Origin of the sequence: Bailinhaonella thermotolerans (assembly GCF_003594875.1) — a bacterium.
GTDB classification, from domain to species: Bacteria; Actinomycetota; Actinomycetes; order Streptosporangiales; family Streptosporangiaceae; genus Bailinhaonella; species Bailinhaonella thermotolerans.
Genome location: NZ_QZEY01000003.1, coordinates 589,485 through 603,271, shown reverse-complemented (window position 1 = coordinate 603,271; position 13,787 = coordinate 589,485). Strand labels below are relative to the sequence as shown.

12 protein-coding genes are annotated in these 13,787 nt (G+C 74.8%); 2 read left to right on the top strand and 10 right to left on the bottom strand.

The window, feature by feature from the left end; all coding sequences use genetic code 11:
• The first annotated feature begins 12 nt into the window (after nt 1–12).
• Nucleotides 13–930 carry an oxygenase MpaB family protein gene (locus D5H75_RS11940; RefSeq protein WP_119926439.1) on the top strand — a complete coding sequence of 306 codons (918 nt, stop codon included), beginning with the start codon at nt 13–15 and terminating at the stop codon, nt 928–930.
• A gap of 122 nt (nt 931–1,052) precedes the next feature.
• Here the strand turns inward: D5H75_RS11940 and D5H75_RS11935 are convergent, their stop codons facing one another.
• The 5 genes from D5H75_RS11935 to D5H75_RS11915 all read right to left on the bottom strand — a co-directional run bounded on the left by D5H75_RS11935 (nt 1,053) and on the right by D5H75_RS11915 (nt 5,000).
• The gene (locus D5H75_RS11935; RefSeq protein ID WP_119926438.1) at nt 1,053–1,892 is read right to left on the bottom strand and encodes a RecB family exonuclease; all 840 of its coding nucleotides are present in this window, start codon (nt 1,890–1,892) and stop codon (nt 1,053–1,055) included.
• Nucleotides 1,889–2,635: an MBL fold metallo-hydrolase gene (locus D5H75_RS11930; RefSeq protein WP_119926605.1), complete on the bottom strand. Its 747-nt coding sequence runs from the start codon at nt 2,633–2,635 to the stop codon at nt 1,889–1,891. The genes D5H75_RS11935 and D5H75_RS11930 overlap by 4 nt, the downstream gene beginning before the upstream one ends.
• Before the next feature lie 96 nt (nt 2,636–2,731).
• Entirely contained in the window at nt 2,732–3,349 is a 618-nt protein-coding gene (locus tag D5H75_RS11925; RefSeq protein WP_119926437.1) for a MarC family protein, read from the bottom strand.
• A 167-nt stretch (nt 3,350–3,516) separates the two neighbouring features.
• Nucleotides 3,517–4,362 carry a PHP domain-containing protein gene (locus D5H75_RS11920; protein ID WP_242454158.1) on the bottom strand — a complete coding sequence of 282 codons (846 nt, stop codon included), beginning with the start codon at nt 4,360–4,362 and terminating at the stop codon, nt 3,517–3,519.
• Nucleotides 4,359–5,000 (bottom strand): DUF6758 family protein, encoded by a 642-nt coding sequence (locus D5H75_RS11915; RefSeq protein WP_119926436.1) that lies wholly within the window; start codon nt 4,998–5,000, stop codon nt 4,359–4,361. The genes D5H75_RS11920 and D5H75_RS11915 overlap by 4 nt, the downstream gene beginning before the upstream one ends.
• A 76-nt stretch (nt 5,001–5,076) precedes the next feature.
• Here D5H75_RS11915 and D5H75_RS11910 point away from each other — a divergent pair, with 76 nt between their 5' ends.
• A complete protein-coding gene (locus D5H75_RS11910; RefSeq protein ID WP_119926435.1) occupies nt 5,077–5,472 on the top strand; it encodes an NUDIX hydrolase in 396 nt (131 codons plus the stop codon).
• A gap of 30 nt (nt 5,473–5,502) precedes the next feature.
• On the opposite strand, the gene D5H75_RS11905 is transcribed toward D5H75_RS11910, so the two are convergent.
• The 5 genes from D5H75_RS11905 to D5H75_RS11885 all read right to left on the bottom strand — a co-directional run bounded on the left by D5H75_RS11905 (nt 5,503) and on the right by D5H75_RS11885 (nt 13,687).
• Nucleotides 5,503–5,997: a MaoC family dehydratase gene (locus D5H75_RS11905; RefSeq protein WP_119926434.1), complete on the bottom strand. Its 495-nt coding sequence runs from the start codon at nt 5,995–5,997 to the stop codon at nt 5,503–5,505.
• Nucleotides 5,998–6,079: 82 nt separating this feature from the next.
• The gene (locus D5H75_RS11900) at nt 6,080–9,376 is read right to left on the bottom strand and encodes a hypothetical protein (RefSeq protein ID WP_119926433.1); all 3,297 of its coding nucleotides are present in this window, start codon (nt 9,374–9,376) and stop codon (nt 6,080–6,082) included.
• A 224-nt stretch (nt 9,377–9,600) separates the two neighbouring features.
• A complete protein-coding gene (locus tag D5H75_RS11895; protein WP_202638060.1) occupies nt 9,601–10,668 on the bottom strand; it encodes a DUF2332 domain-containing protein in 1,068 nt (355 codons plus the stop codon).
• A gap of 9 nt (nt 10,669–10,677) precedes the next feature.
• A complete protein-coding gene (locus D5H75_RS11890) occupies nt 10,678–11,865 on the bottom strand; it encodes an acyl-CoA dehydrogenase family protein (RefSeq protein ID WP_119926432.1) in 1,188 nt (395 codons plus the stop codon).
• A 169-nt stretch (nt 11,866–12,034) separates the two neighbouring features.
• Nucleotides 12,035–13,687, bottom strand: a complete 1,653-nt coding sequence (locus tag D5H75_RS11885; RefSeq protein ID WP_119926431.1) for a CPBP family intramembrane glutamic endopeptidase — start codon at nt 13,685–13,687, stop codon at nt 12,035–12,037.
• Nucleotides 13,688–13,787: the final 100 nt, after the last annotated feature.

The following is a 13,787-nucleotide window of genomic DNA, read 5'->3' as shown; positions in this document are numbered from 1 at the left end:
TATCTACTTACTATGGGACGAGTCGAAGACAGCGTGGTGCAGCCGCCTCACACCGTGACGTGGCTCGTGCACATCGATCGCGGCATGTGGGTGGGCGGCGTCCGGGGCCTGATGCTCCAGGCGCTCCACCCCCTGCCCGCCCGGGGCGTCTGGCAGAACTCCAACTTCCAGCAGGACCCGTTCGGGCGGCTCCGGCGCACGGCCGACTTCGTGGGCGTGGTGACGTTCGGCAGCCCGGAGGAGGCCGTCGCGCTCGGGGCCAAGATCCGCGGGATCCACCGCATGCTGCGGGTGGAGGACACCGAGACCGGGCGCACCCACCGCGTGGACGACCCGGAGCTGCTGCTGTGGGTCCACTGCGCGGAGGTGTACTCCTACCTGGAGATCATGCGCCGCGGGGGCCTGCGGCTCAGCGACGCCCAGGCCGACCGGTACCTCGCCGAGCAGCGCCGCAGCGCCACCTACGTGGGCCTGCACGCCGAGGACGTGCCGGGCTCGGTCGCGGAGATGGAGGAGTACTTCGCCTCCGTCCGGCCGGTCCTGCGCGTCTCGGAGGAGGCGCGCCAGATCATGCGGTTCCTCCTGTGGCCCACCATGCCCGAGGACCTGCGCCGGCTGGCCCCGGTCAAGCCTGCCTACCTCCCCTTCGGGGCGCTCTGCTACTACACGCTCCCCCGCTGGGCCCGCGACATGTACGGCCTGCTCCCCGAGGTCCCCCAGCCCGCGGTCACCGCGGCCCTGAAGGCGTTCCGCCTGAGCCTGAACTCCCTCCCCGAGCCCGTCCACGACCTGGCGTTCATGCCGAGCACCCGCGACATGCTGGAGCGCTCGCGCCGCCGCCTCGGCGCCCTGGGCTACGACATGGGCAAGGGCCTGAAGGGTCTCACCGACCCCCGCCGCTGGCCCCACTGGACCTCCCGGGCCGCCTGACCCGGACCCCGCCCCGACCCTCGCGAGACCTGCGCGCGTGTGGGCGCGACGCCCGCGAGGGCGTGAGCGGCGCGCGCGAGCCGTACCCCGGACGGGACGGCCCCGTCCGGGAGGGGCGGGGGTCAGCCGGCCAGGCCGTCCCAGGGCTGGTGGGCGGGGGCGGCCTCCTGGCCCTCGGGACAGGCGGCGCGGAAGTCGCACCAGCCGCACATGGGGCCGGGGTTGGGCGGGAAGTCGGGCTTGGCCGCGGCCCGGCCGCCCGTCTTGTACGTCTCCTCGGCCTCGGCCGCCTCCAGGGCGATGTCCTCGGCGCGGGCGAGGTGGCGGGCCAGGGACTCGTCGGTGTGGCGCCAGGAGACGACGGTCTCGGTCGGGAGGTGGTGGAGCTCCACCCGGTAGGCGGGGACGCGCAGGACGCGACCGGCCGCCACGGCGTACATCGCCAGGGCCAGGGAGGAGCGGGCGTCGTCCTCGGTGAGGGGGCGGCGGCCGGTCTTGTAGTCCACGATGACCAGCTCGTCGCCGCGGCGGTCGATGCGGTCCACGCGCCCGGACAGGGCGATGGCCTCCGTGCGGGTCGCGACCGTGCGCTCGACCCCGACCGGCTCGTCGTCGGGGTCGATGGCCGCGACGTACCGCTCGACCATCCCGCGGGCGCGCTCACGCCACAGCGTGGACTGGCCCTCGTCGCGGAAGCCCTCCTTGAGCCAGCCGGCGGCGAGCAGGTTCCCGGCGGACTCGACCGTGCGGCGGCCGGCGGGCAGGCGCCACCAGCCGGCGAGGGCGTTGTGGATGGAAGCGCCCATGCTGTTGTGCGCCCAGGGCGGGCCCTTGGGCGGGGACGGCCGGTCGAGGTACGTGAAGCGGTACCGGCGCCGGCAGTCCAGCCAGGTGTTCAGCCGCGACGGCGTGCAGGAGAAGAGCCGTCGCGGCATCCCGGGCAGGCCGAGCTGTTCGCTCATACCCCCTCAGACTTGTCCGGCTTACCGGACTTGTCGACGTCGGTGTCGCTGTCGGTGTCGTCGGCGTCCCCGGACTCCGCGGAGTCCGCGGCCTCCTCGGACGCGGGCGTCGTGGTGAGCCTGCCGGACAGCCAGTCGTCGAAGTGCGGCTCCTGCTCCTCGACCGTCGTCTCCTCGCCGTGGGCGGGGAGCACGCGGGTGTCCGGCGGCAGCGAGATCAGGTGCTGGCCGATCGAGGTGAGCTGCGTCGGCAGGTCGGGGTAGGTGTCGTAGACCTTGCCGGGGCCGTCGGCCTGGAGCGTCTTGCCGGTGAACACCACGCCGAGCTCGTCGCAGGTCAGCGAGATGCCGCCGGGGCTGGCGCCGGGCGTGTGCACGACCTCCAGGATCACGTCGCCGACGGCGAACTGCCCGCCGGGCTCGACCTCGATGTCCGGCTGCGTCTCCGGCCAGGTCTCGCGCCACAGGGCCTTGTCGCGCGGGTGCAGGGCGACCACCGCCTCGTCCCGCATGACGATCTCGATGGCCGCGCCGACGTGGTCCGGGTAGCCGTGGGTGCAGATGACGGCGAGCACTTCGCGTTCGCCGACCTGCTCCATGATCTTCTCGGCGTCCCGCGCGGGATCGATGACGATCACCTCGTCGTCGTCGCCGATGATCCAGGTGTTGTTGTCGACCTTGTACTCGACGTCGTCGTGAGTCACGACGCCGGAGGTCACCACTCGCTCGATGCGCGCTGTCACGGCACCGAACACTACCGACCATCGGCGCGGAACGCGACGAGCGGCGAGGAAAGGCCCCCGTGGAGGAGGTGTCTCCGGCAGGCCCCCGGGAGCCGGTCAGGCCCCCTTCAGCAGACTCCGGATCGCGTCCACGATGAGCTGCACGGCGATCGCCGACAGCAGCAGGCCGGCGATCCGGGTCACGAGCTCCACCCCGTTGTCCTTGATCACCCTGATGATCGACACGGAGAACCGCATGGTCAGCCAGAGGAGGACGTGCACGAGCGCGATCGCCAGCGCGAGGGTCAGGATCCGGCCGGTGTCGCCCCTGACCTGGTCCACGAACACGATCGTGGCCACGATCGCGCCGGGCCCGGCGAGCAGCGGCGTGGCCAGCGGCACGAGCGCGACGTTGACGTTGGCGCGTTTGCGGTCGGCGGGCGCCTCGGTCTTGCCGGTGAGCAGTTCCAGCGCGACCAGGAGCAGCAGCAGCCCGCCCGCGATCTGCATCGACGGCACCGTGACGTGCAGGTAGTCCAGGAGCGCCCGCCCGAACAACGCGAAGATCACGATCAGGCAGAACGCCGCCACCGACGCCTGCCAGGCGATGCGCTGCCGCTGCTGCAGTGAGTTCCCGCCGGTGTAGGCGAGGAAGAGCGGCACGATCCCCGGCGGATCGACGATCACGAACAGCGTCACGAACGCCTCACCGAAGAACCGGGCGTCGAACCCCATTCATCCCCCCATCTCGATCGACGGGGGGTCTGCTCCGATGCTACTAACCACCCCCTCCACCCCGCTGACCAGGTACGGCCTGAGCCTGCGGCCCCCCACCGGACGAGGCTCACGCCGTGCGGCGGGCCGGGCGCGGGCCCACGCCGTGCGGCGGGCGGGGGGCGGGGTCAGGACTTGAGGGGGGACGCGCCGGTGGCCTCGGCGACCAGGAGGTCGTAGACCTCCGGGGCGGTGGTCTCGGAGCCGAGGATGTGCCCGGTGAGCTCGCCGTGGTCGTCGCTGGAGCCGGTGACCGCGAGGTCCAGGCGGGCCGCGAGCGCGCGGAGGCGGTCCCGGGTGGCGGGGTCGTGACCGCGGTGGTCGATCTCCAGCCCGAACAGCCCGGCCGCGGCCATCTCGGCGATCACGTCGTCCGGCACGGCGCGGTTGTCCGCCCCCGGATGCGCGAGGACGGGCACCCCGCCGGCGGCGCGCGTCAGCCGTACGGCGTCCACCGGGTCGAGGGCGTAGCGGGACACGTGCGCGCGGCCGCCGGGGCCGATCCAGTCCGGGGTGAACGCCTCCTCGAACGTGCCCACCGCCCCGGCTTCGACGAGCGCGCGGGCGATGTGGGGGCGGCCGACCACGCCGTCCCCGGCCAGTTCGCGGACGCGCTCCATGGTCAGGGGCACGCCGAGGGCGACGATGCGGGCGACCATGGCCTCGGCCCGGTGGATCCGGTCGTCGCGGATCAGCGCGCACTCGCGGGCGAGGTCGGGGTCGTCGGGGTCGAAGAGGTAGGCGAGCAGGTGGACGCTCTGGCCGTCGCGGGCGCAGGACAGCTCCATCCCGGGCACGAGCGTGAGCCCCGGCGGGAGCGCCCGCGCCGCCTCGGCGATCCCGGCCACGGTGTCGTGGTCGGTGAGCGCGATGACGTCGAGCCCGGCCAGGGCGGCCCGCCGCACGACCTCGGCGGGCGGCTCGGTGCCGTCGGACGCGGCGCTGTGGCTGTGGAGGTCGATCAGCGCGGTCAAGAGCCCGCCTCGCCGCCGAGACGGGGCGTGAGCGCGCCGTACGGCAGGTCGGGCAGGGCGCCGTCGCGCAGATCGCGCAGGTCGAGCTCTTCCAGGGCGACGAGGACCCCGGCCTCGGGCGGCCAGGCGACGGCCCAGAGCCAGTGGCCGAGGGCCTCCCCGACGTACACGGCCCGGTCGTCCGCGCCCTCCACGCACCACAGGGCGGTGGGGTGCCCGCAGGCGTCGAGCTTGGCGTGCGAGGGGCCCGCGCCGAACCCCGGGCCGGGGTCGGGGCCGGGCAGCCCTGCGTACGCCGCGCCGAGGCCGACGCCGGGCTCCTCGGCGACGAGCAGCATGTCGGCGGGCCCGTCCACGATCGAGGGGCCGGAGATGGCGACGACGCCCGCCCGCGCGCCGCTGCGCTCGTCGCCGACCCAGGCGAATCCGGTGACCAGCCAGGCGGGCGGCAGCGGCCACGGCAGCCACACCGGCACCCGGGTCCGCTGGATCAGGGCGTCGAGCGCGCTCGCCGACGGGCGCAGGGCGGGCTGGAGGGGCAGCACGTCTCCGTGTACGCCACAGCGCCACGCGCTCGACCACGGACTCGGCGCGTGCAGCGGCTCGAAACACCGCGGACAGCTCGGCGCGGCTCTCACGCTTACCGACGGTGCTCTGACTTACCCTCGTACGTCAAGGGCACATGCCGTGAACTGGACGTAATCTTCGATTCCCATGCGAATGCGTTGTGTCGGCGCCGTCGTCCACGACGACTCCCGCCGCCTCCTCCTGATCAAGCGCGCCAACCCCCCTGGCCAGGGCCTCTGGTCCCTGCCCGGCGGGCGGGTGGAGCCCGGCGAGACCGACTCCGAGGCCCTGATCCGCGAGATGCGCGAGGAGACCGGCCTGGAGATCGAGGTGGGCGATCTGGTCGGCCGCGTGGACGTCCCCGGCGCGTCCGGAATCGTCTACGACATCCACGACTACGCCGCCACCCCCACCGGCGGCACCCTGAGACCCGGCGACGACGCCCTGGAAACCCGCTGGGTGACCGCCGAGGACCTCCACCACCTCCCCCTGGCCCCCGGCCTCCTGACCGCCCTCACCACCTGGCACGCCCTCCCCTCCTGACCGCGCCACGCACGCCGGCGCGTCCTGCGGTCAGGGGAGGCGGGGCTGGGGGCGGGAGGGGGGGTCGGGGGCTTGGGGTTGTTTGGGGACCATGATTTTGCGGCGGAAGACGCAGACGACGGTGCCGTCCTGCTTGTAGCCGCGGGTCTCGACCTCGACGACGCCCCGGTCGGGCTTGGAACGGGACTCGGCCTTGGCCAGGACCGTGGTCTCCCCGTAGATCGTGTCGCCGTGGAAGGTGGGGGCCACGTGGCGCAGCGACTCGACCTCCAGGTTGGCGATGGCCTTGCCGGACACGTCGGGGACGGACATGCCGAGCAGGAGGGAGTAGACGTAGTTGCCCACGACCACGTTGCGCTTGAACTCCGTCGCCTCGGCGGCGTAGTGCGCGTCGAGGTGGAGGGGGTGGTGGTTCATGGTGAGCAGGCAGAACAGGTGGTCGTCGTACTCGGTGACCGTCTTGCCGGGCCAGTGCTTGTACGTCTCGCCGACCTCGAACTCCTCGAAGTACCTGCCGAAGCGCATGCCCTCCGCCTCTCTCCCGAAGACCTGCCGCACAAGTTACCTGTGGGTACGGCTGAGCGCCCGCCCCGGCGCGGAAAAGTGATCAGCGGCGCAGCGTGGAGCGCCACAGGGTCACGTGGTCCTGGGTGTAGGTGGTGCTGCGGCCGATCGCCACGACCTGCTCCCCGACCACCGTGACCCCGTCGAGGCGCTGCACCCCGGGGCCGGACAGGCCGGTGCCGGTGGGGCTGCGGCGCTCCCAGGTCTCGCCGTCGGCGGAGGTCCACGCGGCGCTGTCCTGCGTGCCCGGGGAGCCGGAGGCCCCGACCGCGACCAGTCCGTACGCCGTCGCGACCAGGTCGTCGATCTCGGCTTCGCCGGAGCGGGGGAACCAGTGCGTGGTCCAGGTGCGCCCGCCGTCGGAGGAGACCGCCGAGAACGGCACCCGGTCCCCGCCCCTGCGGGCCAGGCCGACGGCGGTGACCGCGTCGCCGCGCGCGACCACGTGGCGCAGCCCGGTCTCCTGCGCCCCGGAGGGGACGATCTTGGCGCCGGCCGTCCACGCGCGGCCGTCCGCGGAGGTCCAGACGACGGCGGTCTCGCGTTCGCCGGAGCCCGCGCCGCCCACCGCGACGAAGCCGGTGGCCGTGGCCGCCACGTCGTGCAGGCGCACGCCGGAGGCCCCGGAGGGCAGGCCCGTCACGCGGGTGAAGCCGCGCAGGTCGGCCGAGTGCCACAGGGCCGGGCTCTCCGCGCCGGAGGCGTTGTCGGTGCCCGCGATGACGTAGCCCTTGGCGCCGGCGGCGACCGCCGAGGCCGCCAGGGAGCGGTTGTCGTCGCCGGTGGGCTGGAGCGCCGGGCTGCCGACCCTGCGCCAGGCCTTGCCGTCCGCCGAGGTCACCATGAGCGCCGCCGTACGGTCGGCCTCGGGGCTCGTGCTGCCGACCGCGAGCCAGCCGCGCGGGCCGCGCGCCACGTCCAGGAGCTCCTGGCGGCCGTCGCCGCCGAAGGTGCCCGGGTCGTGGGCGGCCCGGGTCCAGGACCCGCCGCCGGGGCTGGTCCAGATCGCGGCGTCGCCGTGGGAGCCGCCGACGAGCACGAGCTGCCCGTCGCCCGCGACCAGCCGGTTGGCCCGCCGCCAGGGCCGGCGCAGCCCCTCGACGCCGCCCGCCTGCACCTGCTCGGCCGGGCGGCCCCGCGACGCCTGCCACAGGACCAGGCGGTTGTCCACGTCGGCGGCGCTCTGGTCGCCCACGACCGCCAGGCCGCCGTCGGAGGCCACGGCGAGCCCGTTGAGCTGGCCGCCGCTCATCTGGCCCAGGTCGTGCGACCGGTTCCACCGCTTGCCGTCGGCGCTGGTGTAGACGGCGAACCTGCCGAGGCCCACCTCGACCACGGCCGCCGCCGACGCGCCGTTCCCGGCCACCGCGCGCACGCCCGCGCCGTCGTACCCCAGCCCGCTCATCGACCCGCAGGCCTGCCAGCGCTCGCCGTCGGAGGAGCACCAGACCGGCAGCGGCGCGTTGGCCCCGCCGGGCCGCTGGATGGCCGGGATCAGCACGAACCCGTCCTTCACCGCGGCCAGCCCGCCGTCCTGCGGGGTGAGGTTCTGGATCTGGGCGGCCACCGGCTGCCAGTCGCGGCCGCCGTTGACCGAGCGCAGCACGATCGACTTCTGCGAGTCGCCGGGCGACTCCGACAGCGCCACCACGACGTTGCCGCGCGCGACCACGTCGTTCAGCGGTCCCACGAGCTCCGGGCGGCCGATCGAGCCGGCCTCGATGCGCCGCCAGCTCCGCCCGTCGGGCGAGAACCACGCGACGGGAGAGGCCCGGTCCGCGCCGGGCGCCGCCGCCGTACGGCCGACGGCCACGAATCCGGTGGGCGTCGCGGCGAGGTCGGCGACGTGGTCCCCGGGCCGGAACGCGCCCAGCGCGGAGGGCGGCAGCGCCTTCCAGCTCCGGCCGTCGGCGCTGGTCCACATCCCGGCGAACGACTCCCAGGAGCTGACCGCCACCCAGCCGAGCGGTCCCCCGGCCACCTGGTCGGCGGTCGCGGCGACGGGCTCTCCGCCGGTCGCGCCGGTGACCGAGGCCATGCGCCAGCTCCGCCCCGAGTCCTGGGACACCAGGAACAGCGGGCGCGGGATCACGCTCGCGGTGTCGCTGCCGACCGCGACCATGGCCGATCCGACCGCGCCGACGTCGCGCAGCGCCTGCCGCGCCCCGTCGCCCCGCGCGCCGTCGATGGCGGGCAGCGACTGGTCGATCGGGGTGACCTCCCCGGCGGCGAGCGTCAATCCGGAGCGGGCGGGCGCCTGCGGGCGTTCCATCCAGTTGAAGACGACGAGGCCCGCCCCCGCGCCGACCAGCACGATCGCCAGCACGAGCAGGGGCACGACCAGCCCGCTGCCGCGCCGCCGCCGGGGCGGGCGGGGCGGCGGGGGCGAGGTGCGCCGGGTGAACGGCGAGCGCCGCTCGTCCCCTCCCCGTAGCGCGCGGCGGCGCGGCGGGCCGGAGGCGACGAGCTTGTCCCCCGGGGCGGCCGGCGGCGCCTCGGCCGGGGCGGTCTTCCCGGCGGGCTGGACGACGTCGCGCAGCGAGCGCGCCTTGCGGCCCTTGCCCGGCGCCTTCGGCGTGCCCTTCACCCGCTCCTTGGGCGGGGCGTCGGGCGCGAGCGGCTCGCTGCGGTGCCGGGGCAGGTCGGGCGGCGGCTTGGCCCCGCCGGGCCCCGCGGCCTCGCGCACGGCGTCGGCCGGGGCGGCGGGCTCGCCGGAGTCGACCGGCTTGATCGGCTCGGTGGGCGCGGCGGGCTCGGCGGACGCGGCGGCGTCGGGGGTTCCGCCGGGTCCCGCGGCGGGCTCCGCCGCCGGCCCGGGCCGGTAACCGGGGCCGGGGAGGACGACGGCGCCCTCGCCCCTGCTCACCGGCCTGCGGCGCTCCTCGCGGGGCTCGGGCCGTACGGCGCCCGGGTCGACGCCGACGGGGGGACGGGGGCGGGGGCGGCCGGTGGCCACGAGCTTGTCCCAGGGGCCCAGTTCGGGCGCGTCGTCGGGGGGCGGCGCGGAGTAGGGCATGGTGCGGCTGTGCCGGGGCCGGGTCTCGCGGGGACGCTCGTAGGGCGGCCGGGTCCAGGAGTGGGACTCGTCCTCGGCCCCGCGCCCGCCGTACGGCATGCCGCGGCGGGGCGGCTCGTCGGCGGAGGAGCGGTGGGGGGCGCCGTCGGCGGAGCCGCTGGTGAGGTCGTCGGCGCCGGAGCCGGAGTCCGGGCGGGGGCCGGGCGGGCGGTGTTCGAGGGGTGGCGGAGGCTCTTGGGACGCGCGTGAGGGAGGCGCGGGCTCACTGTCGGCGTCGTCTGGGGACGAACCCGACGAGCGCGGGTCGCGGGGGTCCGAGGCCACGCTCTGTACCTCCTCTTTGGGCAGCCTACCCCGGCCCCGGAGCCAGGCAAGTTCCCCGGCATTCCTGGGCCGAACACCACGATCGTCAACAGAGCGCCGCAACCGCCGAGCCGAGCGACAAACCGTGCGCGATCATACTGATACCCAGCCGCCGATGCGTGATCACTCGCGCGGGAACCCCTGTCGTGTCGGGCATTCCGTGGCCTGGGCGGGGGCGCGAAAGGTCAGTTCCATGTCACCGGGAGGCCATGCGGGGGGGCCGTGCCGATCACGCGCGGCTCACCCCCCGGCCACAGCCGCAGGGTCACCTCGAAGATCACGACTCCGTCGTCGTCGCGGCGCGGCTCGAACGCCAGATGCGCCACCGGAGCCCGGGGCGTCGCGGCCTCGCCCGCCCGGGAGAGGCTGCCCTCGATCGTGCGCCACTCGGCGGGGGTGACGTACTGCCGCATGATCGAGTGCCAGACGACGGTGACCACGCCCTCCGCCGGGGCCAGGTCCGCGAGGAAGTCGGCCCCGCCGGCGCGGACCAGCGTGGCGGGGACGCGTTCGGCGACCTCGCACGCGCCGCGCAGCCGGGCGATGCGGTCGGGCTGGTCCGGCCAGACGTACGACAGGAGCCCGAGCCGCCCCTCCGGGCTGGCCCCGTCGATCGGCATCGGGTCGCAGCCGATCCGCTCGGCCACCTCCAGCGGGGCGTCCAGTGGCGGGCCCGAGTTGGTCCACGCCGGGGAGAGCAGCACGGGCGAGACCGCCGGGCCGTACACCCGGCTCCCGAGGTCGTAGCGGAAGTGGTCGAAGCGCAGGTTGAGGCCCGCGCTGGTGCCGATCTCCAGCAGCCGAACCGGCAGGCGGGTCTCGGCGGCGATGCGCAGCAGCCCGCCCAGCAGCGGCGCGGACCTGCCCACCTCGTTCGTCTGCGGCGGCGCGTCGAGGCGGGCGCGGATCTCGGCCTCGTGGGTCTCCAGCACCCGGTGGAACACCGGCCAGGCCTTGAGCGGGTCCGCCGTGCCGCCGACGCTCGGGTAGTAGACGGCGAGTTCCGGCACGCGGCCCTCCAGCACGAGCCGGTGCACCGCGCCGAGCAGGCGGAGCGCCAGCGCCGCCCGCTCGGGGGCGTCCTCGTGGCCGGAGAGCACGTGCGCGACCACCCCGCCCCGGGCGACGTCGGCCGCGGCCTCGGTCAGCAGCTCGGCGTACATCGGCGAGCCGAGCCGGGCGCAGGCGCGGGCCTGCCGCCGCAGCCGCCCTTCCAGCGGGAGCAGCGCGTCGAGGGGATCAGTACTGTCCACCGCGGCACCCTACTGTGATCGGTACTCCTCGAGCAGCCGCCTGCCGATGATCATCTTCTGGATGTCCGCCGTGCCCTCGCCGATCAGCAACATGGGCGCGTCGCGGTACAGCCGCTCGATCTCGTATTCCTTGGAGTAGGCATACCCGCCGTGGACCCGGAAGGCGTCCTCCACGACCTCCTTGCAGTACTCGCTCGCGAGGTACTTCGCCATGCCCGCCTCCAGGTCGTTGCGCTCCCCGGAGTCCTTGCGCCGCGCCGCCATCACCACCATCTGGTGCGCCGCCTCGACCTTCGTCGCCATCTCGGCCAGCCGGAACATCACCGCCTGGTGCTCGGCGATCTTCTTCCCGAACGTCTCCCGCTGCTGGGCGTACGCCACGGCCAGCTCGAACGCGCGCCTCGCCACCCCGGCGGCGCGCGCGGCCACGTTGACCCGGCCCACCTCGATGCCGTCCATCATCTGGTAGAAGCCCCGTCCCGGCTCCCCGCCGAGCACGCTCGCCGCCGGGACCCGGAACCCGTCGAAGACCAGCTCCGTCGTCTCCACGCCCTTGTACCCGAGCTTGTCGATCTTGCCGGGGATGGTCAGGCCGGGGGCGACCTCGCCGTACCCGGGCTCCTTCTCGACCAGGAACGTCGTCATGCCGCGGTGCCCGGCCGCCGGGTCGGTCTTGACCAGGGTCGCGATCACGTGGGAGCTGGCGCCGTTGGTGAGCCACATCTTCTGGCCGTCGATCACGTAGGAGTCGCCGTCCGGCACCGCCCGGGTCTGGATGGCCGCCACGTCCGAGCCACAGCCGGGCTCCGACATGGAGAACGCGCCGCGGACCGAGCCCTCGGCCATCCTCGGGAGCAGGCGCTCGCGCTGCTCGGGCGTGCCGTGCCTGCCGATCATGTAGGCCACGATGAAGTGGGTGTTGAGGATGCCGCTGACGCTCATCCAGCCGCGCGCGATCTCCTCCACCACCAGGGCGTACGTCAGGAGCGACTCGCCCAGCCCGCCGTACTCCTCGTCGATCATCAGCCCGAACAGGCCGAGCCCGGCCATGCCGGAGACGATCTGCTCGGGGTAGGCGTCCCGGCGTTCCAGTTCCCCGGCGACCGGGATGATCTCCTTGTCCACGAACCTGCGGACGGTGTCGAGGATCTCCTGCTGGACGTCGGTCAATCCCTCGGTCTGAGCGAGACGGCCCATGGCGCTCCCTTTCCCAGCGGGTAACTAGAACGTAAATCTAGTCACGCCACCGGGCCCGTTGGGAAGGTCCGCGCCCGCGCCCACCCCCGGGCGGCCCGCGCCGCGCGGACTCATGTCGTACGGCGTGAGCCGGGGCCGCCCCGGGGTGCAGGCGGAGGCCGGCCAGAGGTCAGGCGGAGGCGGCGGCGGGCTCGGCGGTGACCGGGCGCGGGGTCACGACGTCGACCCGGCCCCGGCGGGCCAGGAGGATCACGGCGACGGAGAAGACGCCGAGCTGGACGATCGTGCCGGCGATGGCCTGCCAGGGGACCTCGCCCTGGATGAGCGCGTCGTCGAGCTTGCCGGCGGCGGCGCTCGGGAGGAACGCCGCGATGTTGTTGACCACGTGCAGGCCGATCGCCGCCTCCAGGCCGCCGGTGCGCACCGTCAGCCAGCCCGCGACCACGGCGAACGCGAAGACGTCCACCTTGCCCCAGACCTCGTAGCCGTGCAGCAGCATGAACGGCACCGCGCCGACCACGATCCCCGCCCACGGGCTGCGCAGGAACGCGCCGAACGCCTGGAGCAGCCAGCCGCGGAAGACGTACTCCTCGGCGGCCGCCTGGAACGGCACCAGCACCAGCACGACGGCCAGCGCCGGCAGGAACGTGCCCCACCCGGCCCAGCCGAACAGGTCGCCCACCTCCTCGCCGGTCGCGGTGTAGACGAGGACGCGGGTCAGCTCGGCGAGCACCACGGCGATCACCGCGACCCCGGCGCAGCGCAGCAGCCAGCCCCAGCGCACGCGGTAGAGCACCGACGTCAGGCCGCCGACGGGCCGCCGCTGGATCAGCCAGGTCACGCCGAAGACGATCGGGATGAGCAGCGCGATCGAGGCGAGCTGGAGCGCCAGGTCCAGCAGCGGCTCCTCGAAGACCCGGTCGCCGCTGGTGACCAGCTCGATGCCCGTGACCTGGGCGAACAGCATCGCCACGAGGAAGAGCGCGAGCACGACGACGAACGCGCCGACCACGATCATCACCGCGCCCAGCACCGGCCGCCACCAGCGGTTCAGCGGGTTGCGCGCGAGGTGGTCGAACGTCGCCCCGGGCGGCGCGGACTGGATCCACGGCTGCGGGGGCGGCGGCGGGCCCCACTGCTGCCACGGGCCCGCGCCCGGGTAGTGGGGCTGCCCCGGCTGCCGCTGGTACGGCTGCTGGTGGGGGCCGCCCTGGTAGGGACCGCCCTGGTAGGGACCGTGAGGCTGGTTCCCGGCGTACGGCCCGCCGCCGTACGGTTGCCCGCCCGGGTGCGGCGCGTTCCCGGGGTACGCGTTCCCGGGGTACGCGTTCCCGGGGTACGCGTTCCCGGGGTACGGCGTGGCCGCGGGGTAGGGCGCATTCCCGGGATACGCCTGGCCCCCGCCGTAGGGCTGACCGGCGGCGTGGGGCTGACCGGCGGCGTCCTGCGGCCCGCCGTACGGCTGGGCGCCCTGGTGCGGGCGGTCGCCGTCGTGGGGGCCGCCGCCGTACGGCTCGCGCGGGGCCTGCGGCGCGGGGTCCCCCGGCAGCGCCCACGCGGGCGTCGCCTGGTCCGGCTGGGCCGGCGTCCCCTGGCCCGGCGCGCCCTGGGCGGGCGATCCCTGACCCGGCGCGCCCGGCGCGTCCGGCCGGCCGGTCCCCGCGTCCGCGCGGTACGGCTCGCCGGACCCTCCCCCGGCGTACGGGAGCGACCCGTCGGGCGGGGCGAAGTCGGGGCGGGCGGGCGGGGCGGGGTGGGACTCCTCGCCGGCCGGGGCGTCGGGAGACGGCGGGTCCTGCCGAGGAGGCTCAGGCTCGTGCATACCCCATTCCTATCCCGTCCGGCGGGGCGACACCTCCTCGCGGCGATCTCCAACTGCGGAAACGCCGCCGGGGGAAGCGGATTCGGGGGCGCGAGCGCGT

Excerpts from the sequence above, each read along its gene's own strand:
- D5H75_RS11940 (WP_119926439.1), top strand. The coding sequence starts at position 13 with ATGGGACGAGTCGAAGACAGCGTGGTGCAGCCGCCTCACACCGTGACG.
- D5H75_RS11885 (WP_119926431.1), bottom strand. The coding sequence starts at position 13,687 with ATGCACGAGCCTGAGCCTCCTCGGCAGGACCCGCCGTCTCCCGACGCC.
- D5H75_RS11910 (WP_119926435.1), top strand. The coding sequence starts at position 5,077 with ATGCGAATGCGTTGTGTCGGCGCCGTCGTCCACGACGACTCCCGCCGC.
- D5H75_RS11935 (WP_119926438.1), bottom strand. The coding sequence starts at position 1,892 with ATGAGCGAACAGCTCGGCCTGCCCGGGATGCCGCGACGGCTCTTCTCC.
- D5H75_RS11905 (WP_119926434.1), bottom strand. The coding sequence starts at position 5,997 with ATGCGCTTCGGCAGGTACTTCGAGGAGTTCGAGGTCGGCGAGACGTAC.
- D5H75_RS11925 (WP_119926437.1), bottom strand. The coding sequence starts at position 3,349 with ATGGGGTTCGACGCCCGGTTCTTCGGTGAGGCGTTCGTGACGCTGTTC.
- D5H75_RS11890 (WP_119926432.1), bottom strand. The coding sequence starts at position 11,865 with ATGGGCCGTCTCGCTCAGACCGAGGGATTGACCGACGTCCAGCAGGAG.